A 19,356-nucleotide genomic window follows, 5' to 3' on the forward strand; every position below is an offset into this window, starting at 1 on the left:
CTAAGCTGTGCGTGCAAGGAACCAATAAAAACCAGCTGATAATATAGCACATGATGCCATCGTCAATGCCATTGGCCATGCATTACTGTCTGGCATTAAAGCAACCAGCCCACCAACAATCGAACCAATACCAAACCGGAACGTTCCACCTAAAGATGAAGCCGTACCCGCCATTTGAGGATAACTCGATAATAAACATGCCATGGTATTACTACCGATAGTAGAAAGTGTACCAATAAATAATGCAACGGGAATAACCACTCCCCATAGTCCCAAATCTAACCATTGCCCAATAAGTAACAATACGCCGGCAATTAATTGAATTATCAAGCCAAAGCGTAACATCCAATGTGTACCCTTGCGCTTTACAAAACGGCCATTAATGCTTGTAAATAGAATCATGCAAAGAATGTTTAAACAAAAATAATAGCCAAAATTCTCGACACTAATACCGTAAATATCGATGTAAACAAATGCACCGGCAGTTAAAAACGTAAACATACCTGCAAAAGAAAAGCCGCTGCAGCAAATTAAGCCAAAGGCAACTGGATTTGATAGTAATCGTTTATAGTTTTTAAGAATTGACGAGATATGAAATGGCATCCGTTTTTCTTTCGGCAATGTCTCTTTAATTTTAAACAGTATCGAGATCAGCACAATAACGGCAAAAATAGCCAATGCCCAAAAAACAGCACGCCAACCAAACCATACAGAAAGATGACCACCTAAAACTGGCGCAATTAGCGGTGCAATCGTCATCACTAAAGTAACAAACGACATTGTTCGTGAAAATTCTTCACGTTCAAACATATCACGCACCAAGGCACCAATAATCACCGCTGCAGCAGCGCCAGCAAAACCTTGCGCCACTCGAATAATGGTTAATTCATTAATATTGGTACTTAACGCGCCTAAAATTGTTAAGACTAAGAAGCTTACCGTCCCCGCAATCAACATCGGCCGACGACCATAACTGTCCGCTAACGGGCCATGAATGAGCTGACCAAAGGCAAAGCCCGCAGTATATGCCGTTAATGTAACTTGAACGGCACTTGGCGACACCAAAAAGTCTTTAGCAATACTAGGCATTGCCGGTAAATACATATCGATAGCAAAAGGAGTTAAAGCCGCAATTGCACCGAGAATGAGAATGAGCTGTAAACTCAATTTAGATGAGGCTTGTTGAGTCATAAATATTCTTTTATAAGATAACAACGATAAGCAGGATATAATTGCTATGAAAGAGACAATGAACCTATTGTACGCTAAAAAATGGTATTCATTCTTTCCTAATAAGAAATAAAAAATTTCTAACTTACCTTAAAATAAGAGAATAATAATCATTTCATATTTCAAGTATAAAAAAAAGCATAAACAATAATGCTTATGCTTTCTTGGTATCACTCCATCACGAATAATGCTATTTCGCTAGAAATGACGCAACTTCTTCAGCCGTTAATGGGCGGTATTGACCAGGTTCAAGATCTTCATCTAACTCAACTGCGCCTACTCGTTCACGATGTAAACCAACCACACGGTTACCAACAGCTGCAAACATACGCTTCACTTGGTGATATTTACCTTCAGTGATGGTTAACACCCCTTCTCGCTCACCAACAATTTCTAATTTTGCAGGGCGAGTAAGTCCATCTTCACCATTTAATTGTACGCCTGCTTCAAATTGAGCAATATTCTCCGCAACAATAGGATCCGCGGTTTCTACAAAATACACTTTCTCACACACATGCCGCGGTGAAGTAATGCGGTGTGACCATTGACCATCATCAGTTAATAACGTTAAGCCTGTTGTATCACTGTCCAAACGACCAGCAACATGCATTTTCTCAGGGCTTACTTCATCGAACAATACAAAAACAGTAGGATTGAAATCATCAACATGTGAACAAACAAAACCCTGAGGCTTATTCAACATGAAGTAACGAGGCCCTTGTAGCCGAAGTGGACGACCGTTAAATTCTACGTCGTTATCATCACCGACAGAGAAAGAAGCACTACGAACTATTTCGCCATCAACTTCAATCATTTTGTCACGAAGAAGTTTACCGGCTTCTCTACGGGTGATACCTAAAGTGGTACCTAAGAATTTATCAAGCCTCATTGACTGGCTCCGCTACTTACAAATGGGTCGGTATTATAGGAAGCAAATCACACAGATGCATTAAAAACTTTGTTTTCCTCAACATTCATACGGTGAGCACTTTGTAATAACACCTGATTTTAAAATGAAAATTGTTAAATTTAATGCCATTTCATCAAAAATATGAACATTTCTATGACTCTATTGTCATATATCTGCTAGATTACAAATTAAAAAAACATTCACTCTATGCAAATACAACAACTTACTTACACGTTGTAATCAATAAAGCCTTCAAAGATAAGGGTTTAACTTAGGGACTCAGTATGAATATTTCTCTCAGCACACCAACACTTTCTTCGCTAAATAAATTTCTCAAATTAATAGATGAATTGTTTGACTATGAAGCTTTACCTCAAAAAGCGGAACAAACAACACAGGCCGTTAAACAATTATTAAATGACCCAGAATTAGGACAAGCATGGTTCATTGAGGTCGAACAGCATGGTATGAAATATATCGCTGGTCATATTATCGTCAGTTATAGCTTTAGTCTTGAGCATGGCGGAAAAATTGGCTTAATCGATCAATTCTATTTGAAATCAGAGTGGCGTCAGCATGGTATCGGTACTGAGTTATTACCACAGCTAGAAACATTAGTGATTCAAGATAGTGTTAAAGCATTATCGCTCGAAGTGAATATTGGTAACGCCGGAGCGCGTAATTTCTATGAAAAGCATGGATTTACACCCCGTCGTCAGTTTTGCATGATGACAAAAATCCTTACTGAATCCCATATTGCTCTTACTGCTATTTCATAAATAGACCTAATAATAATAATAAATCTGAATTTAAGCCTTGTTTTGACAAGGCTTTTTTCGTTATAACTAGAGCGTAACCTTACGGCTAGCTATAACAATCATTATTTTTGCTTGCTGGTTTATATAAAGGAAAATAGAAATGCTAATAGGTATAATTATCTTTGTGGTATTGATTGCGCTGTTATATGTAGCAATGCGCAACAGCCTCATCAGTAAAAAAAATCAAGTGGCTAATGCAGAAGCCAGTATCGATGTCATGCTTAAAAAGCGGTTTGATTTATTACCTAATTTAATTGAAACCACCAAAGCCTATATGAAACATGAACAATCTGTGCTTGTAGAACTCACCGCATTACGCCAACAATCAACTCAAATTGAGTCAGTAAATAAGCCACAGCTAGATAAAAAAATCTCTGCAGCAGTTTCTCACTTCAAAGTCGCAGTCGAAGCCTACCCCGAGCTTAAAGCCAATCAAAATATAGAATTACTCATGCGCTCAATTAACGAAACAGAAGAGCAAATATCAGCGGCACGACGGAGTTTTAATGCGGCAGTAACACGCTATAACAATGGCATTGAAATGTTCCCATCAAGTATCATTGCTCAACAAATGCGCCTAACAATACTACCGTTATTTGAAATTGCTGACACCGAGCGTGCCAATATTGATGCTGCGCGTTTATTTAAGCAATAGGACATGATCGCCCATGGATAGTAAGCTTACTGTACTTTATGAAATGCATCTGAAGCCACAACTTGAAGCACTTGATCATGATCGTAAAAACGTCATCAAACAATATTGGCTATCATTAGTAATTGGAATTGGATTTGCCGTAACTGTTATTCCCTTGAGTTTTATGTATGATTTACAAGCCTTTGGTATTATTTTTTCGATTATCATTGCGATTGTTATGCATCGTTTATATAGCAAACGTTGGGATCAATATAAAAAAGATTATAAACATAAAATAGTTACTAAGCTCATTAGCTCTATTGATAGCAGCTTTAGCTATCAACCAACACAATGTATTGATGAACAAGATTACAAAAACAGCGCTCTTTTTGGTCGTCAATATGATCGTTATCGGGGTGAAGATCTTATTGAAGGTCAACTAGATAAAACCCATTTGCGCTTTTCTGAGTTACATACAGAATATAAAACTCAAAGTCGTGATAATAGCGGCAAGAACCAAGATCAATGGCATACTATTTTTAAAGGGCTTTTTTTCATTGCTGATGCAAATAAGCACTTTTCTGGTCAAACAACCATCATGCCCAATAACCACAATATTTTTTCTGCTATGGGTCAAAAGCTATCAGATATATTCACTAATAACCAACAACAGGTTATTCTCGAAGATCCTGAATTTTCTAAACTTTTTAATGTATATAGTAACGATCAAGTCGAAGCACGTTATCTACTCTCACCTGCAATGATACAACGACTGATTAATTTCAGTAACCGCTCTGAACATACGATTGCTTTTTCATTTGTTAATGATCATCTCTATATCGCAATTTCAAGCTCGAAAAACTACTTTGAGCCCAAGTTATTTCAGCAAGCAGACTCTTTAACCTTTATTGCATCGATTTATTATGATCTTCAGTTTGTGATTAATATCGTTGATGAATTAGATCTCAATACACGAATATGGACGAAACCATAGACAAATCCTATATCACAACCATAAAAAACGGAAGCTCAAGAGCTTCCGTTTTTATAACTACTTATATTGTCACTAATCGCCTAATTTGCCAAAAATGTCGCTGCCAATAAATATGATGTAAATTTGAAATCGACACTCCACGCGAACTAGCAGAATTCATAAAATCCCCATGAGAAAGATAAATACCAACATGTCTCTCATTATGGCCTGTTTTAAAAAAGACTAAATCCCCTAACTTAGCTTGATCTTTACGAACACGCCGTCCTAACTTTACCTGACCTAACGTTGTTCTAGGCAGATAACGATGAAAAACTTGGCGATACATTTTCATAACAAATGCCGAACAATCAATCCCTCGATGGCTTGAACCACCAAAATAGTAAGGCGTTCCCTTCCAGCCATAATATGCATGAAAAATTTTATGTCTAACAAGCCGTAAATGGCGTAATTCTTGTTGCTTTGTTAAGTGATGGTACTTCTTATGCACATGCCGTGTATGGTGCAATTCTTGTTGCTTTGTTAAGTGATGGTGCTTCTTATACACATGCCCTGTATGGTGGTGTATCAAATGTCCTTGGTGTTTATGTGAGTAATGACGATAAATGCGAGCATGATGCACTTTCGTATGAACAGTCGTTTTTGTTGTCGAAGCAGCGGCATACCATGATAAAAATGCCGATAAAATAATAATAATTCTAAAAATATAAAGCATTGGTCGTAATTTTTTAATTATAAGTAAAAATCATAGCTTAGTTACAATGTAACATTATTATTAATGAGTATATTACTATATTTGTGCAATATATAAATTCAATAACAGCACATTGAACTACGCTAAATAGCTGAATATCTTCTTGACAGTTCACATTATGATATTTGTTATCACTCATAATATAAATGACACATTAATCTACAAGCCTACCCGTTTCGATACATCTCAATTAGGAATAGGTTTAACCAATGCGCAATTCGTTTTCTATCGCTTCTCTGCTGTTTGTTTTAAGTTGTTCCTCAGTATTTGCCGCAGACACCCATTACAATATAAAACAATACGAAATGGGACTACGCAACCTACAGCACTCTGCTGAAATTATGGCTCTACAATTACAGACTTATAAGTCTGCTCAACAACAGCTTAACGAGAACTTAACCCCAATAAAAACAAATAAAAAAAGCCATTATTATCGGCCTTGACGAAACGGTATTTAAACAACACTCCGCTGCTTGTCAAAAATCTAAACAAATACCACAACTATACAGAATGGGATACTTGAAGCGATTGGGAAAAATGACAAGCCAACCACAAGCTAGTTGTCCAACAATAGCAACGTACAATCATTGCTGTTATTTAAAAGAGGTCAGTCAAAACGCCTATCAATATCAACAGTTATCGCAAGTCTAACCAAAGCAGCATAAGTTAAATATTGCTGTTGAATTTTAAGTGTCTTCAGCATGATAAAATCAACCTATTGACTTGCTAAACCACTGGTTAAATGTACACTAGTCAAAGTTTATTTGTAGCAGATTTACAATATGTATACTTTACGCCCTTACCAACAAGATAGTGTTAACGCTACCCTACATTACTTTCGTAAACATAGCTCTCCCGCCGTACTTGCATTACCAACAGGGGCTGGTAAAAGTCTGGTCGTCGCAGAATTAGCCCGTATTGCTCGTGGCCGCGTTTTAGTGCTTACTCATGTAAAAGAATTAGTTGAACAAAACCACGCAAAGTATGAAAGCTATGGCCTTAAAGCCGCTATTTTTTCCGCAGGTTTAGGCCGAAAAGAAACCGATCAGCAGGTCGTTTTTGCTTCTGTACAATCAATGGCAAATAGCCTCGATAAATTTAAAGAACAATTCTCTTTATTAGTTATCGATGAATGTCACCGCGTGCCTGATGATGAAAACAGTGCTTATCGTAAAGTCATAAAACACGTACAAACTGTCAATCCCAATATCAAAGTGCTTGGACTAACAGCCACACCTTATCGATTAGGCATGGGTTGGATTTATAAATATCACACTCGAGGCCAAGTAAAAACCGAGTCAGAGCGCTTCTTTCGAGATTGTATTTTTGAATTACCCATCCGTTACCTACTTGATGAAGGCTTTTTAACTGAGCCAAAGGTCATGGATATGGCTGTATTAGGCTATGATTTCTCATCACTGACACCATCAAATACCGGTCATTATAAAGAAGCCGATCTTGATAGTGTGATAGAACAATCAGGTCGCGCAACACCGATGATCATTGATCAAGTGATTGATTATGCAAAAGAGCGCCGTGGGATCATGATTTTTGCTTCGACCGTTAATCATGCTCAAGAAATCATGGGATACCTTGCTCATGAAAATGCAGCACTTGTCATCGGCGATACCCCTCTTGATGAGCGAGATCGGATCATTAATGATTTTAAAGCACAAAAAATCAAATATTTGGTTAACGTCTCGGTATTAACCACCGGTTTTGATGCGCCCCATGTCGATTTAATCGCCGTGTTACGCCCAACAGAATCAATCAGCCTTTATCAACAAATCGTTGGTCGTGGTTTACGATTATTTGAAGGTAAAAAAGACTGCCTAATTCTTGAATATGCGGGTAACTGTTACGATCTCTACCAACCAGAAGTAGGCGATCCTAAACCCAATAGCGACAGTGAAGTAGTGATGGTTCCCTGCCCTGCCTGCGGTTTCAATAATAGTTTTTGGGGCAAACTTGATCCTGCAGGTTTTCTGGTTGAGCATTACGGTCGTCGTTGCCAAGGCTATTTTGAAGATGATGACACTGGTGAGCGTGAAGAATGTGGTTACCGTTTCCGCGCTAAATATTGCGAAGAATGCGGCGCTGATAACGATATTGCAGCTCGACGTTGCCATCAATGCGATGCAGTGATGGTGGATCCAGATAAGAAACTGCGTGAAGCATTAAAACTTAAAGACGCGATGATCATGAAGTGTACCGACATGCGTTTAGAGCCGGGGAAAAACAAGTTTGGTAAGCCACAACTTAAAGTGGTTTATATTGGCGATGAAGACAACGAGATTAACGAGATTTGGCAGTTATCAACCAAAACCCAAAAGAATGATTTTCTAACTAAGTTTATTAACCCACACTTAGTCGATAGACATCGTCCTTTTACTGATACCGCCCCAACAAAAGTTGCAAACAATGAACACCGATTACGACCGCCAGAAATTATTATTGCCCGCAAAAGTGGCCGCTTCTGGGCAATTCGAGATAAATTGTTTGATTTGGATCAGTATCAGAAATAAGCAGTAATATCATTCAAAAATACAATAAGAGATGTTACCAGTTAGCCTCTCTTATTTTACTCAACACTATTTCTATTATTTATCTTTTGTAAATGTTAAACAATTTGCATCTTCTTTATCGTTCAATAAATCCTCACAACTTGATGTAGATAGACGATGTATACATGCAACAGCATCATCATGAATCTCTGGATTGTGCTCTATATAATGATGATAGTGGCTTTTCATCGAATCGCATTTCTTATCAAACGCTCCAACAATCAATGCCTTGCCTTTATCATCAACTTTTTGCTTCATTTCTAAATGTTCAATGGTGCACCTTTTTAAGTTATCACACATAGCAGTAATAGCATTATCCATAGGTTTTTCTGCAAACACTTGCAAAGAACCTAATATCAGCACAGATATAAGTGATATTTTTAACATATAAACCTCTAGCATTAATCTGAATAATTACAGTCTAGACGCTTATTCTTATGATTTACGCTTATATTGCAAAAAAAGATTTCTGGACAGCCATATATTTTAACTACCTCCTCAAAATAAACCATTCCACCAGCAACAAACTCTTTTACTGTAAAAATTATCACTTCTTAATATAATTTATTGGTTGAAATACAATGTTATAATCCTTTTAGATTTACTTTACTCGCTCCACCCAGCGTGGAAATTCATTCAAGTAAATCATGGTTGCACCCGATCCTTTGGTTGATACGTCATAGACTGTGTTATCAACTACAACACTCATCTTGTGGGCATTTTTTATTAAACTCATTACGTTTATATCAAGCTGTGAATCACTGATAAAATCGTTATCAATAATTAACTGCACGACTTTGCCATCCACATTATAAGTTAACCAACCTGTTGCTTCATTCGCTTCAAACGTGAGTGTTTGTCGTGTACCACCTACTTGCACATATGCCATTTTGCCAACATAACTACCAGATCCCTCTGGATAAGACTGCGCTACAGTGTAATCACCAAAGGTTTTAACTGTCGATAAATCCCACTCTTTATCATCGTCGCAATTTGGCAGATTAATCACATAGTGGAGTTCATCGGCCAGTGACCAAATACCACAACGATCGCCTTGAACGTAGAGGTGATCACCTTTCACACCAATATCTTGCTGAGAAATATGAGGAAAATCTAATTCAGTACACTCGCTGCCGTTAAGCGCATAAAGGTAAGTACTACAACCTCGTGAACCACAGTATATAGATGAAGAATATTGCACCGCGAGATAAGGTTTCCCGTCTATCTGTAAAGGCCATTGATATAAAGACGGCTCAACTATCGTTAGACCCTCTTTGATTGCATCATTGGTTTCTTTAATAAAGGTATTGGCTGATTTTTTAATTAATGGGCAAAGATTATGCGCTTGTTTTAAATCAAGAATTGTTGGACTAACCCAAGTAATATCATTATTGACAGCAGTTGCACTCTTAATAGAAAATAGCAATGCTGCACAACAACATAATGTAACAACGGTTCTGTTTTTCATTATTAGCTCTTAATCATTACGCCATTTAATTTGAAACTCGATTTCTTCTTCATTCCCTTCACGCTCATGCTCTACACTATATTCAGCATCAACAGGTACGTAAATGCGCTCACCTGCTATTTGAATCTCAAACCGTGTGCCGTTTTCTACTGCATCAGCCAAACGACGCAACTTGGCAGCAAACTCAGCATTTGAATATTGTTTTTCGATATCTCTTTGTTTTTTGTTTGTCATTTTCAGTCCCTTTGAAAAGATAAGCTCGATCTAAATCCATCATAATAAAAAACGCTGTTATAAACTGCGACTGATGTTGATTTTTAATCACTCTCAAATACTCTTCAATTGCATTAATAATTCAAATCATTGAAAGATAATTACAATTTCATATTCTTCATTGAAAACGAGTTATGAAAGTTTTAGCTTATTAAAAAATTATTCTTTCTATACTCCCCCTGATGCGAATGCATACTTTACTTGCTCAATACTCTGAGCCACATCATCGGTCGTACAAAGTTAACTCATCAACTAGGCCAAGATAATGAACACAAACAACACTTCAAATAATGCTCCTTTCGGTACTTTATTGGGCTATGCCCCTGGAGGTATTGCGATTTACTCTTCTGATTACAACACCATTAATGAAAATGAATACGCTGATGATTCTGCCATGCGTAGCTATGTGCATGGTGAATACATGGGCTATAAATGGCAATGTGTTGAGTTTGCACGCCGTTTTTTATATATCAATTATGGCTTGGTCTTTACCGATGTTGGTATGGCGTATGAGATTTTTTCGTTGCGTTTCTTACGCCAAGTCGTTAACGATAAAATCTTACCGCTTTATGCATTTGCTAATGGTTCTCGCCAAGCGCCTGTCGCAGGTTCATTGTTGATATGGCAAAAAGGCGGTGAATTTCAAGATACCGGTCATGTTGCCATTATTACTCAAATTATCGATAATAAGGTGATGATCGCAGAGCAAAACGTCACCTTTGAGCCACTGCCATTAGGTCAACAATGGACTCGAGAATTAACCTTACAAGTTGAAAACGGTTGCTACACCATTAAAGATACTTTTGATGATTCTGAAATTTTAGGCTGGATGGCTTATAACATTGAAGCACATGACTGTTTACCTCAACCCTCTCCTTCACCACAGTTGCTGAATATTCAATGTCGTTATCGTGATAACCAAGCACAATTTTCAAGCCCTTGGTTAGATGAAACCGATCCGCTTGAATTAACTTACCAGCAAGCGAATAGCAACCAGTTACTTAACGATGATATTTACCGTTATTTCACCATATCTGAAAGCGCTGAACATGAATTAGCCAAAGCAACCAACGAATTGCATTTAATGTACTTACACGCCACAGATAAAGTATTGCAAGACGATAGCTTACTTGAACTGTTTGATATTCCGAAAATACTCTGGCCTCGTTTACGATTATCGTGGCAAAAACACCGTCATAGCATGTTAACGGGTCGCCTTGATTTCTGCATGTCTGAAGATGGGTTGAAGGTGTATGAATACAATGCTGATTCCGCATCTTGTCATACAGAGGCGTGTTTGATCATTCAAAAATGGGCTGAACAAGGGGGGGATATTACTGAAAATAGTCCAGCAGAAGATCTACTTAATGAACTTGCTAGTGTATGGAAATACAGCCAAGAGTACGATTTTGTGCATATCATGCAAGATGATGATGCAGAGGAAGATTATCACGCATTATTCATGCAAAAAGCGTTAACCTTAGCGGGTATTGAGAGCAAAATACTTAAAGGCTTAGATGGGATCTATTGGAACAGTATTGGACAATTAATCGATGACGACCAACGTTTAATTCAATGTGTATGGAAAACATGGGCATGGGAAACTGCAATGGATCAAGTACGCGAAGTCAACAGCACTGAATATGCCGCAGTGCCTATTCACACGGGCTACCCTGATACTAAAGTGCGCTTAATCGATGTTTTGCTTCGCCCTGAAATTAAAGTATTTGAGCCACTATGGACTGTGATCCCAAGTAACAAAGCAATATTACCTGTATTGTGGTCTTTATTCCCCCACCACCATTATTTATTGAATACCGACTTCACAATCACTGATGAACTTCGTAAAACCGGCTATGCGGTAAAACCCATAGCAGGCCGCTGTGGCAGCAATATTGATTTAGTCAGTCATAACGATTCTGTATTAGATACCACCGATGGCAAATTTAATAACCAGAAAAATATCTATCAGCAACTATGGTGTTTACCTAAAGTAGCGAATAAATATATTCAGGTTTGTACTTTTACTGTCGATGGTAATTACGGCGGTGTGTGTTTACGTTCAGATGATTCACTGGTAATTAAAAAAGACAGTGATATTGAACCATTAATTGTAATTGAAGATAATGCAGTGCTAAAAAATAGCTAATGATTAAATACCAACAATAAAAAAAGCCGTGTAAATGTTCTTTATAATATAAGATCATCACACGGCTTATTTAGGGTATTTTAAATTACCGTAATCGATTAGAAATCATAGTTAATATTAATACCAAAGTTACGCCCAGGCTGACTACGTCGCTCAATACCATTAGTGGTCTTGTTAGCCCCTGCCATATCTTGATACTGCCAATATTCTTTATCTAGCGCATTAAACAGGCCAGCTCGTACAGTCATGTCTTTTACTGGGTGGTAATAAGTCGTTAAGTCCACAACCGTGTAGCCAGCTACGTTAAGGTTATTTTTATCTTGCCAATTATCTTTAGCCGCAACCATGGTTACATCTAATGCCGTACCCCATGTTTCATTTGGCGCATCATAACCAATACCTACCACAGACGTTAATGGTGCAATGGTATCTAGCGTTTTTCCTGTTTGCTTATCTTCGCCATCTTGATAAGCAATGCTCGCTTTGGCATAAGTACCCATTGGTGCGTTAATAATTTCATCAAGCCATAAATTAGCAGATAACTCTGCACCATAAATACTTGCTTTTTCTACATTTTCATTAGTTGTTGTTTTAAAGTTATTCACTTCAGTTGTTACTTCTTGAATAAAATTAGAATAATCATTATAGAAAACAGAACCCGTTACATTACCTACATGGTTTTCAGCACGGAAACCTAACTCGTAAGAATTACTTTCTTCTGGTTTAAGATTCGGATTAGAGACAATCTTATAACCATGTGCTTGATTATCTTTATCGTAATACATTTCATATAGTGTCGGTGCTCTGAAGCCCTGACTGTATTGAGCGTAAGTACTAAATTTATTGGTCCAATGATAAACAGCACCTAAACGACCAGTAAATGCATCACTATCATGATCTTTTAAACCAGAATCGGCATCAGGCTTAGCTTTAAACTCGTCATAACGCACGCCAGCTGTCACTACAACTTTATCATTCAACAAGAAAATTTGATCTTGAATAAATACGCCGCGTTTTTCAGATTTTGCTGTTGGTACTTCGGTTGGGCCGGGTTTTGAAGTGCCTTTATCTAAGTTATAGTCGATATAATTTAGATCAAACTTATCATTAATAACTGTCGCGCCATATGTCAGTTGGTGGCGTGATTGCGCCAACTCAATCGATTTAGCAAACTGAATATCAAATTGCGTACTGGTGTCTTTACCTTCACGATAACGGTTACGATCACCAAGCCTATCAGTATGATCATAATTATCATGCTGGCTACGTTGTTGCTGCCAATTGAGTTGCCATTTCAGTGAATCAAACATCACATTTTCAGCTAACCACTCATGTTCAAAACCAAAGCGTTTGCGAGAGTCTTCATCGTCACCACGGGTTTTAGTATAAGTAAAGCCGGGCGCTATCGTATAACCATCACGCGATAAAATATCACCATTCGCATTACGTGTGTAATACTCCCCTGTGAAACCAATACGGTTAGCATTGTTTATTTGATAGAAAGCTTTAGCTAATACGTTATGCGATTCAATATTTAATGGATCAGCCGATTTACGTGTGACACCTTTGCTATCATCATGGGTATTATAAGCATCGGTTTCATGCCCATTACGGTAGGTATAGATGAACATTGTTTCCAAGTCACCGATTTGTTTTGCAGCCTCTACGCCTAATTTATATTGATCATCGGCACTGGCATAGCCACTTTTCAAGCCTACATGTGATGTTTCACCTTGTAATAAATCTTCAGGATTTTTGGTACGCATAATCACAGTACCACCTAAAGCATCACTGCCATAAAGTGTCGATGTCGGTCCTTTGTTAACTTCAATCGCTGTTAGCGTATCAATTTCATAGTTATTACTATTTTTACGCATCGCATCTGCACCAGGATTATAAGATGCAGGCTGTTCAACTCCATCGACTAATACTTTAACGCGACTGCCTTTCATGCCTCGAATGGTAATATCTTCCATACCAAATCGACCATGACCATTAACAGACACACCAGGTTCGTATTTCAATGCTTGCTTGACGTCTGTAGCGAGGTTTTTATTCATTTGTTCAGACGTTATTTTAGCGATTGAAGCTGGTATGTTTTTTATCGCTTCTTCTGTTCGAGTACCTGAAACAACAATTTCATCAAATTGAGAAACGCTATCTTGCGCAAAAAGTGATGGTGAAGAAAATGCCATAACGAGCGAGCTGGCGATAAGTGTTAGTTGCTTATTCATAATTCCCTGCTTTAACAAAAATCCAACGATACGGTTCGATGATGATTATACGCACCAAAATGATAATTACTATCATTATCATTCAACTATCAGGAAATAGGTTTACAAAATAAGCAGTTGTTTAGCCACATAAAAACTAAGGAAAACGTCGAAATATTCATCAATAATACGCAGATATAATAAAAAAACTCATATCACACCTAATATGCTTGCATGTCCTTATTGGGATTGTTAGTATGCGCGCTCGTTTTACGACGCTAAGTAAGGTCGCATTACTTAGTGAATTATTAAATCAAAGAGTATTGATTATGAAATTTAATGCAACTGTACGTACAGACCTTGGTAAAGGTGCGAGCCGCCGCCTACGTCTTACTGATCACTTCCCTGCAATCGTTTACGGTGGCGAAGCTGCACCAGTAGCTATCACTCTTAAGCACAGTGATATCATCAACCAAATGGATAAGCCTGAGTTCTACGAAGGTTTTGTTCTTGTAATCGATGGCCAGGAAGTTAAGGTTAAGCCTCAAGACATCCAACGTCACGTGTACAAGCCAAAGGTTGAGCACATGGACTTTAAACGCATCTAATTGCGTGTTCATAAAACTCTTCAAAAAAGCACTCTACGGAGTGCTTTTTTTATACCCACCTTTCTCAAAGTCATTGAATATAAATGGTTGTTGAGGTGATTGAACATCAGCTTCTTGAGGGTTATTTTGCTGTTGTTTACGCCGCATTATTCGCACATACCGCTGCCGACATAATTTTATGACCTTTATTTTTTGATCTGCCGTCATCTGCTGCCAATAAAAACGTTCATCACGACTACGATAACATCCTTTGCAATAGCCTCGATTATTGACCTGACAACAGCCAACACAAGGACTGGGCACATCAAAAAATCCAGTTGCTCCATATTTCTCCACTCTTTAACGGTTCCTGCTGTATTTATTTAGCATAATCTATTCTATATCAACTGTATTTAAATCGTACAAACCCACGCGTTTTGTTAAAAATATTAAAGCAACATATTTATTAAAAGTATTATTTGTTATTTTACCATGTTGATTTTTAGTCACTAGTTCTGCTAAGGTTAATTACATTATCACGGTAGATAACAATTTATTTATTGATTAAATACATTATTTGTCTCTTATATAATTAATGTATGAACTGGAGGGAACCATGGATTTTTTTGTACCATTGGCTAAAGATGTTGATCAAGCACAGTCTGTTTACTCATCAATTGCAGAGCATGTTTCAGCACCGACACCTACGAATGACAAACGTATTCAAAAGTTAGTTTGGACCCATGAAGGCATTGAATGTATCGGTGAAGTTGGGAAATTACCCCCTGAGATTTTTCGCGCTGACGATGAGATTTTAGCTATTTTTGAGTGTGATAATGTCTATAAAATTTGTACTCAAAACCGCGGTGTAATTAATTTCGATCCAATTCTAGCAACAGTTGATGCTGTAAAGAACGTCATTTACTTTGATTAAATAACTGTTGTTAAAATAGAAACGCGCCTCTAATTACGGCGCGTTTTATTTTGTTATTAAAAAAGACCTAACTGTGGTGCAGTTATATTATCAAACGACTTTCCAATAAAAATAAGAATACCATCAGCAACAGGTTTTAATTGTTTCTCTAAATAATGATTATAATCAATAGCACTTTGACGATATTCAACGGGCTCAGCACCTGATGTGGTAAATATATATTCTATCGCACCTTTGTTTTGGTACTGTAAAGGCCGTCCTAATTTCGCATTCATCTCATCTGCTAATCGTGCAGCACGAACCTGTGGCGGAATATTTTTCTGATAATCATCTAAATTACGCCGTAAACGCTTTCGATACACTAATTGATCATCAAACTCGCCGGCCAAGGTACGATTGGTGTAGTCACGAATATAATCATCAACATTCTGATCATGGAATACCATTGAATACAGTGTTTGCTGAAAGTGTTGAGCGAGTGGCGTCCAATCAGTACGTACTGTTTCTAAACCTTTAAAAACCATTTGTTCAACATCACCACGCCAAACTAATCCTGCGTAGCGTTTTTTACTGCCTGTTTCTTGGCCGCGAATTGTTGGCATTAAGAACTTGTGATAATGGGTTTCATATTCAATTTCAAGGGCTGATACTAACCCATATTGTTGTTGAAGATGCTGCTGCCACCATTGATTGATATGATCCACTAAAGCATTGCCAATGATATTAGCGTCTATTTGAGAATGGTTCTTTTTAAGTGATACAAACGTTGAATCTGTATCCCCATAAATCACCTCATAACCTTTTTCTTCAATCAACTCACGGGTTAACTTCATAATTTCATGGCCACGCATGGTAATTGATGACGCTAAACGGTGATCGAAAAAACGACAACCTGATGAACCTAAAACACCATAAAACGAGTTCATAATGATCTTAATCGCTTGTGAGAAAGCTTTATCGCCATCACGTTTAGCACGATCACGTGCCGCCCATAACGACTCAATCATTTCAGGTAAAAAATGTCGCGTTCGATGGAACTGACCACCACGAAAGCCAGCAATAGCTTGATGTTCAGCTTTACCCTCTTCTAATAATAAGCCTTCAACTAACCCCATTGGATCGATTCTAAACGAGCGAATAATTGATGGATACAGTGACTTAAAATCTAATACCAATACCGAATCATAAAGACCTGGCTTAGAATCCATCACATAACCGCCAGGGCTAGCTATCCAATTTTCACTTTCTAGGTTAGGCGCGATATATCCAGCTCGGTGTAGTTGTGGCATATAAAGATTAGTAAATGCGGCAACTGAACCACCAATGCGATCCAGTTCAACCCCTGTAAGACGGCTACGTTCTATGGCAAATTCTAATAAATGGGTATGTTTAAAAATACGCGTGACGAGTTTACAGTCTTGAAGGTTATATTTAGCCAACGATAATTTATCATGCTTAAACATATGGTTAATTTCAGCCATACGATCATGCACGTTATGAATCGCTTTACCTTCACCTAATAATTCTTGTGCGACAGCTTCTAAGGACCATGAACGAAAATTGTAAGTCGCCGTCTTTAACGTATCAATACCATCCATCACCACACGACCGGGAACACTGATAAAGCCTTGATTGACATTTTGAGTCGAGCGACGATAGTGTGGCGTTTGTTTACCTCGGCCAATGCGAAGATTGATCTTATTCCATTCTGCGCGATGCAGTAATAGACGAAAATCAAAATCAATCACATTCCAGCCAATGACGATGTCAGGATCATACTCAATAAACCATGATTCTAATGCCAACAATAACGCTTTTTCGTCTGTTACCCATTCAATAAATAGCTCATCATTCGCTTGATAATCAGCAGGCTGTTCTCCAACCATGATGATACGACTATCCATCTCACTGTGCATACCGATTGAATACAAAACCCCTTTTTCTGAACACTCAATATCTAACGATACTAAGGCTAAATCAGGAATGTAATCAGCCGCTTTAGCTTTGGCAAACAATACATCATGGTAGCCATTACGTGATTTAACATCGCCAGTAAACATTAAGCTACCGCGAATAAAACGCTCCATCAAAAAGCGATCGGCCAATCGAATATCCGCTTCAAACGGCTTAATGCCCTCAGCCTGCAAACATTTGCTGATAATAAGATTGTCACGGACCGTGTCGCTATAACACCCCACGACTTGTTGATGTTGAAATGTTTTAAGAGCTAATGGTTTCCATTGCACCGCAATATTAGCCGCGCGAATAATTTCCATGGCTTGCTGCTGCTGACTCGCACAGATAAAAAGAACCGGTTTATCACCAACAATCGATAATCGATAAGGACCGGTGGCCGTTTTCACCCACAGAACAATTTCCGTTTGTCCTTTAATATCTCGACTTTGACGAGTTAATACAAACCCAGTTGAATGTGACAGCAAAGAAACCTCAATCTACTTTAATATGACAATAACAGCGTTAACCTATTTTTCGTTCAATTTGATTAAACTCATTCACAATCCACCCCCCCCATTGCGATAACAAAAATAATGAGGCTTTTTTAGGGACTACCGGACCATTAATTAACACAAATAGTCGTTCAATCTCGGTTGTTTTATCAGGGTAAACTGTTAAGAAATAATCTGCACACTGTTGATCGGTATAAGCCCAACCATCAATGCGACATGCTACCAACATAAAGCAGCTTCTAAGCATTTTTTTACCCGCACGGCGACAGTACGTTTGATACTCAACCATGCTTATTGTGCGCCTAATTTGCTGCTGCATAGTCTCTAAAAAAGCGGCTATATCATCGTTAAAGACTTTTGAGATCTCCCAACATGGTTCAAAATAACCAAATTGTTCACCAAGGTTAGTTCCGTATAAACAGACACTGCAATGTTTTAGCCAAAAACCCCACTTAAAGATTGCGGTAATAGAGAGCACTTCATCAAGCAATAACCATGTAATATCAATATTGGTAACAACAGGATAATGCTGCTGTAAATTCTGACACACAACGGCGATACGATGTTGTTCTACCGCTGTCAATGGCGCTGTTATCACCACTGTAAGGTTAAGATCAGAACATCCCTTTGTTGCCTGTCGGTAAGCGATACTACCATTTAGATAAATACTGTGTAATGTCTCCACTTGCGCCTGTAAATCTGTCACAGCTGCCACCAGCAATGGCATAAAATCTAATTGAAAAGCGATTTGATTATCCAAACAAGGTAAAAACTTAGCCACAACATCTACTCATCACATAACCTACCTATATTAATGACAATATTAACGACAATTATTATCTTTTTTTGTCATTAACTTACCCTATAAAGCCTATTTTTATCGACACCCTCTCGATACCAAATGCATTAGAATCAACCATTGTCGCTAAATATCGCATATTCCAAGGGTTTCGGTATAATAACATCACTACACATAGATAGAGATCAATCAGTATCATGGAAACAGAAAACCTTATGTCATACGATGATGTTATTGACGTTGCATACGATATTTTTCTAGAAATGGCAGCGGATAACTTAGAGCCAGCAGACGTATTACTATTTACGATGCAATTTGATGATCGTGGTGCAGCTGAAGTTGTTGAAACTCGTGATGACTGGGAAGAACATCTTGCTTGTGAAATTGATAAAGATCTTTACGCGGAAGTGTGTGTTGGTCTAGTTAACGAAGAAAATGACGAACTTGATGATGTTTTCGCTCGTTTACTGATCAGCCGCGATCCTGAGAACAAAGGCTGTCATATTTTATGGAAGCGTGACTAAGTTCAAACGCTGCTCCATATAAAAAGGCGCGGAATATACT

The 19,356-nt window shown here is 37.9% G+C and carries 19 protein-coding genes; 9 read left to right on the forward strand and 10 right to left on the reverse strand.

Annotated features, from left to right (window positions below; genetic code table 11):
• Both BTN98_RS06260 and rsuA read right to left on the reverse strand, forming a co-directional pair.
• Entirely contained in the window at nucleotides 1-1,191 is a 1,191-nt protein-coding gene (locus BTN98_RS06260; RefSeq protein ID WP_060997546.1) for a Bcr/CflA family multidrug efflux MFS transporter, read from the reverse strand.
• 229 nt (nucleotides 1,192-1,420) lie between these two features.
• Complete coding sequence (rsuA, locus tag BTN98_RS06265) at nucleotides 1,421-2,119, reverse strand: 16S rRNA pseudouridine(516) synthase RsuA (protein ID WP_060997545.1); 699 nt, start codon at nucleotides 2,117-2,119, stop codon at nucleotides 1,421-1,423.
• 305 nt (nucleotides 2,120-2,424) lie between these two features.
• Between rsuA and BTN98_RS06270 the strand changes: the two genes are divergently transcribed.
• From BTN98_RS06270 to BTN98_RS06280, 3 genes are all read left to right on the forward strand, one after another.
• The gene (locus tag BTN98_RS06270; protein ID WP_060997544.1) at nucleotides 2,425-2,919 is read left to right on the forward strand and encodes a GNAT family N-acetyltransferase; all 495 of its coding nucleotides are present in this window, start codon (nucleotides 2,425-2,427) and stop codon (nucleotides 2,917-2,919) included.
• A 139-nt stretch (nucleotides 2,920-3,058) separates the two neighbouring features.
• Complete coding sequence (locus BTN98_RS06275) at nucleotides 3,059-3,613, forward strand: LemA family protein (protein ID WP_065190217.1); 555 nt, start codon at nucleotides 3,059-3,061, stop codon at nucleotides 3,611-3,613.
• A gap of 13 nt (nucleotides 3,614-3,626) precedes the next feature.
• Nucleotides 3,627-4,586, forward strand: a complete 960-nt coding sequence (locus tag BTN98_RS06280) for a DUF3137 domain-containing protein (protein ID WP_060997543.1) — start codon at nucleotides 3,627-3,629, stop codon at nucleotides 4,584-4,586.
• A gap of 61 nt (nucleotides 4,587-4,647) precedes the next feature.
• On the opposite strand, the gene BTN98_RS06285 is transcribed toward BTN98_RS06280, so the two are convergent.
• Entirely contained in the window at nucleotides 4,648-5,298 is a 651-nt protein-coding gene (locus BTN98_RS06285; RefSeq protein WP_082732125.1) for an NlpC/P60 family protein, read from the reverse strand.
• A gap of 248 nt (nucleotides 5,299-5,546) precedes the next feature.
• Between BTN98_RS06285 and BTN98_RS20175 the strand changes: the two genes are divergently transcribed.
• Complete coding sequence (locus BTN98_RS20175; RefSeq protein WP_060997542.1) at nucleotides 5,547-5,780, forward strand: hypothetical protein; 234 nt, start codon at nucleotides 5,547-5,549, stop codon at nucleotides 5,778-5,780.
• Between the two features lie 339 nt (nucleotides 5,781-6,119).
• On the forward strand, nucleotides 6,120-7,862 hold the full coding sequence (radD, locus tag BTN98_RS06290; RefSeq protein WP_060997541.1) for a DNA repair helicase RadD: 1,743 nt from the start codon (nucleotides 6,120-6,122) through the stop codon (nucleotides 7,860-7,862).
• Between the two features lie 75 nt (nucleotides 7,863-7,937).
• Here the strand turns inward: radD and BTN98_RS06295 are convergent, their stop codons facing one another.
• From BTN98_RS06295 to BTN98_RS06305, 3 genes are all read right to left on the reverse strand, one after another.
• On the reverse strand, nucleotides 7,938-8,288 hold the full coding sequence (locus BTN98_RS06295; RefSeq protein WP_060997540.1) for a hypothetical protein: 351 nt from the start codon (nucleotides 8,286-8,288) through the stop codon (nucleotides 7,938-7,940).
• 214 nt (nucleotides 8,289-8,502) lie between these two features.
• A complete protein-coding gene (locus tag BTN98_RS06300; RefSeq protein WP_060997539.1) occupies nucleotides 8,503-9,369 on the reverse strand; it encodes a hypothetical protein in 867 nt (288 codons plus the stop codon).
• Between the two features lie 9 nt (nucleotides 9,370-9,378).
• A complete protein-coding gene (locus BTN98_RS06305; protein WP_060997538.1) occupies nucleotides 9,379-9,603 on the reverse strand; it encodes an amphi-Trp domain-containing protein in 225 nt (74 codons plus the stop codon).
• 304 nt (nucleotides 9,604-9,907) lie between these two features.
• Here BTN98_RS06305 and gss point away from each other — a divergent pair, with 304 nt between their 5' ends.
• Nucleotides 9,908-11,791 (forward strand): bifunctional glutathionylspermidine amidase/synthase, encoded by a 1,884-nt coding sequence (gene gss / locus BTN98_RS06310; RefSeq protein ID WP_060997537.1) that lies wholly within the window; start codon nucleotides 9,908-9,910, stop codon nucleotides 11,789-11,791.
• A gap of 98 nt (nucleotides 11,792-11,889) precedes the next feature.
• On the opposite strand, the gene BTN98_RS06315 is transcribed toward gss, so the two are convergent.
• Nucleotides 11,890-14,025, reverse strand: a complete 2,136-nt coding sequence (locus tag BTN98_RS06315; protein WP_060997536.1) for a TonB-dependent hemoglobin/transferrin/lactoferrin family receptor — start codon at nucleotides 14,023-14,025, stop codon at nucleotides 11,890-11,892.
• 308 nt (nucleotides 14,026-14,333) lie between these two features.
• Between BTN98_RS06315 and rplY the strand changes: the two genes are divergently transcribed.
• A complete protein-coding gene (rplY, locus tag BTN98_RS06320) occupies nucleotides 14,334-14,612 on the forward strand; it encodes a 50S ribosomal protein L25 (RefSeq protein ID WP_060997591.1) in 279 nt (92 codons plus the stop codon).
• A 33-nt stretch (nucleotides 14,613-14,645) separates the two neighbouring features.
• Here rplY and BTN98_RS06325 read toward each other — a convergent pair whose 3' ends face one another.
• Nucleotides 14,646-14,948: a DUF1289 domain-containing protein gene (locus BTN98_RS06325; protein WP_105029968.1), complete on the reverse strand. Its 303-nt coding sequence runs from the start codon at nucleotides 14,946-14,948 to the stop codon at nucleotides 14,646-14,648.
• Between the two features lie 259 nt (nucleotides 14,949-15,207).
• Here BTN98_RS06325 and BTN98_RS06330 point away from each other — a divergent pair, with 259 nt between their 5' ends.
• Nucleotides 15,208-15,525 carry a hypothetical protein gene (locus tag BTN98_RS06330; RefSeq protein ID WP_060997534.1) on the forward strand — a complete coding sequence of 106 codons (318 nt, stop codon included), beginning with the start codon at nucleotides 15,208-15,210 and terminating at the stop codon, nucleotides 15,523-15,525.
• Between the two features lie 56 nt (nucleotides 15,526-15,581).
• Here the strand turns inward: BTN98_RS06330 and BTN98_RS06335 are convergent, their stop codons facing one another.
• Both BTN98_RS06335 and BTN98_RS06340 read right to left on the reverse strand, forming a co-directional pair.
• A complete protein-coding gene (locus BTN98_RS06335) occupies nucleotides 15,582-17,963 on the reverse strand; it encodes a DNA polymerase II (protein WP_174545304.1) in 2,382 nt (793 codons plus the stop codon).
• 40 nt (nucleotides 17,964-18,003) lie between these two features.
• Nucleotides 18,004-18,774, reverse strand: a complete 771-nt coding sequence (locus BTN98_RS06340) for a hypothetical protein (RefSeq protein ID WP_065190216.1) — start codon at nucleotides 18,772-18,774, stop codon at nucleotides 18,004-18,006.
• Nucleotides 18,775-18,989: 215 nt separating this feature from the next.
• On the opposite strand from BTN98_RS06340, the gene BTN98_RS06345 reads away from it, so the two are divergent.
• Nucleotides 18,990-19,316, forward strand: coding sequence for an HI1450 family dsDNA-mimic protein (locus BTN98_RS06345; RefSeq protein ID WP_060997532.1), 327 nt, complete (start codon nucleotides 18,990-18,992; stop codon nucleotides 19,314-19,316).
• Nucleotides 19,317-19,356 lie beyond the last annotated feature (40 nt).

The organism is Photobacterium aquimaris, from assembly GCF_002954455.1.
GTDB lineage: Bacteria > Pseudomonadota > Gammaproteobacteria > Enterobacterales > Vibrionaceae > Photobacterium > Photobacterium aquimaris.

Excerpts from the sequence above, each read along its gene's own strand:
- BTN98_RS06260 (WP_060997546.1), bottom strand. The coding sequence starts at position 1,191 with ATGACTCAACAAGCCTCATCTAAATTGAGTTTACAGCTCATTCTCATT.
- rsuA (WP_060997545.1), bottom strand. The coding sequence starts at position 2,119 with ATGAGGCTTGATAAATTCTTAGGTACCACTTTAGGTATCACCCGTAGA.
- BTN98_RS06270 (WP_060997544.1), top strand. The coding sequence starts at position 2,425 with ATGAATATTTCTCTCAGCACACCAACACTTTCTTCGCTAAATAAATTT.
- BTN98_RS06275 (WP_065190217.1), top strand. The coding sequence starts at position 3,059 with ATGCTAATAGGTATAATTATCTTTGTGGTATTGATTGCGCTGTTATAT.
- BTN98_RS06280 (WP_060997543.1), top strand. The coding sequence starts at position 3,627 with ATGGATAGTAAGCTTACTGTACTTTATGAAATGCATCTGAAGCCACAA.
- BTN98_RS06285 (WP_082732125.1), bottom strand. The coding sequence starts at position 5,298 with ATGCTTTATATTTTTAGAATTATTATTATTTTATCGGCATTTTTATCA.
- BTN98_RS20175 (WP_060997542.1), top strand. The coding sequence starts at position 5,547 with ATGCGCAATTCGTTTTCTATCGCTTCTCTGCTGTTTGTTTTAAGTTGT.
- radD (WP_060997541.1), top strand. The coding sequence starts at position 6,120 with ATGTATACTTTACGCCCTTACCAACAAGATAGTGTTAACGCTACCCTA.
- BTN98_RS06295 (WP_060997540.1), bottom strand. The coding sequence starts at position 8,288 with ATGTTAAAAATATCACTTATATCTGTGCTGATATTAGGTTCTTTGCAA.
- BTN98_RS06300 (WP_060997539.1), bottom strand. The coding sequence starts at position 9,369 with ATGAAAAACAGAACCGTTGTTACATTATGTTGTTGTGCAGCATTGCTA.
- BTN98_RS06305 (WP_060997538.1), bottom strand. The coding sequence starts at position 9,603 with ATGACAAACAAAAAACAAAGAGATATCGAAAAACAATATTCAAATGCT.
- gss (WP_060997537.1), top strand. The coding sequence starts at position 9,908 with ATGAACACAAACAACACTTCAAATAATGCTCCTTTCGGTACTTTATTG.
- BTN98_RS06315 (WP_060997536.1), bottom strand. The coding sequence starts at position 14,025 with ATGAATAAGCAACTAACACTTATCGCCAGCTCGCTCGTTATGGCATTT.
- rplY (WP_060997591.1), top strand. The coding sequence starts at position 14,334 with ATGAAATTTAATGCAACTGTACGTACAGACCTTGGTAAAGGTGCGAGC.
- BTN98_RS06330 (WP_060997534.1), top strand. The coding sequence starts at position 15,208 with ATGGATTTTTTTGTACCATTGGCTAAAGATGTTGATCAAGCACAGTCT.
- BTN98_RS06345 (WP_060997532.1), top strand. The coding sequence starts at position 18,990 with ATGGAAACAGAAAACCTTATGTCATACGATGATGTTATTGACGTTGCA.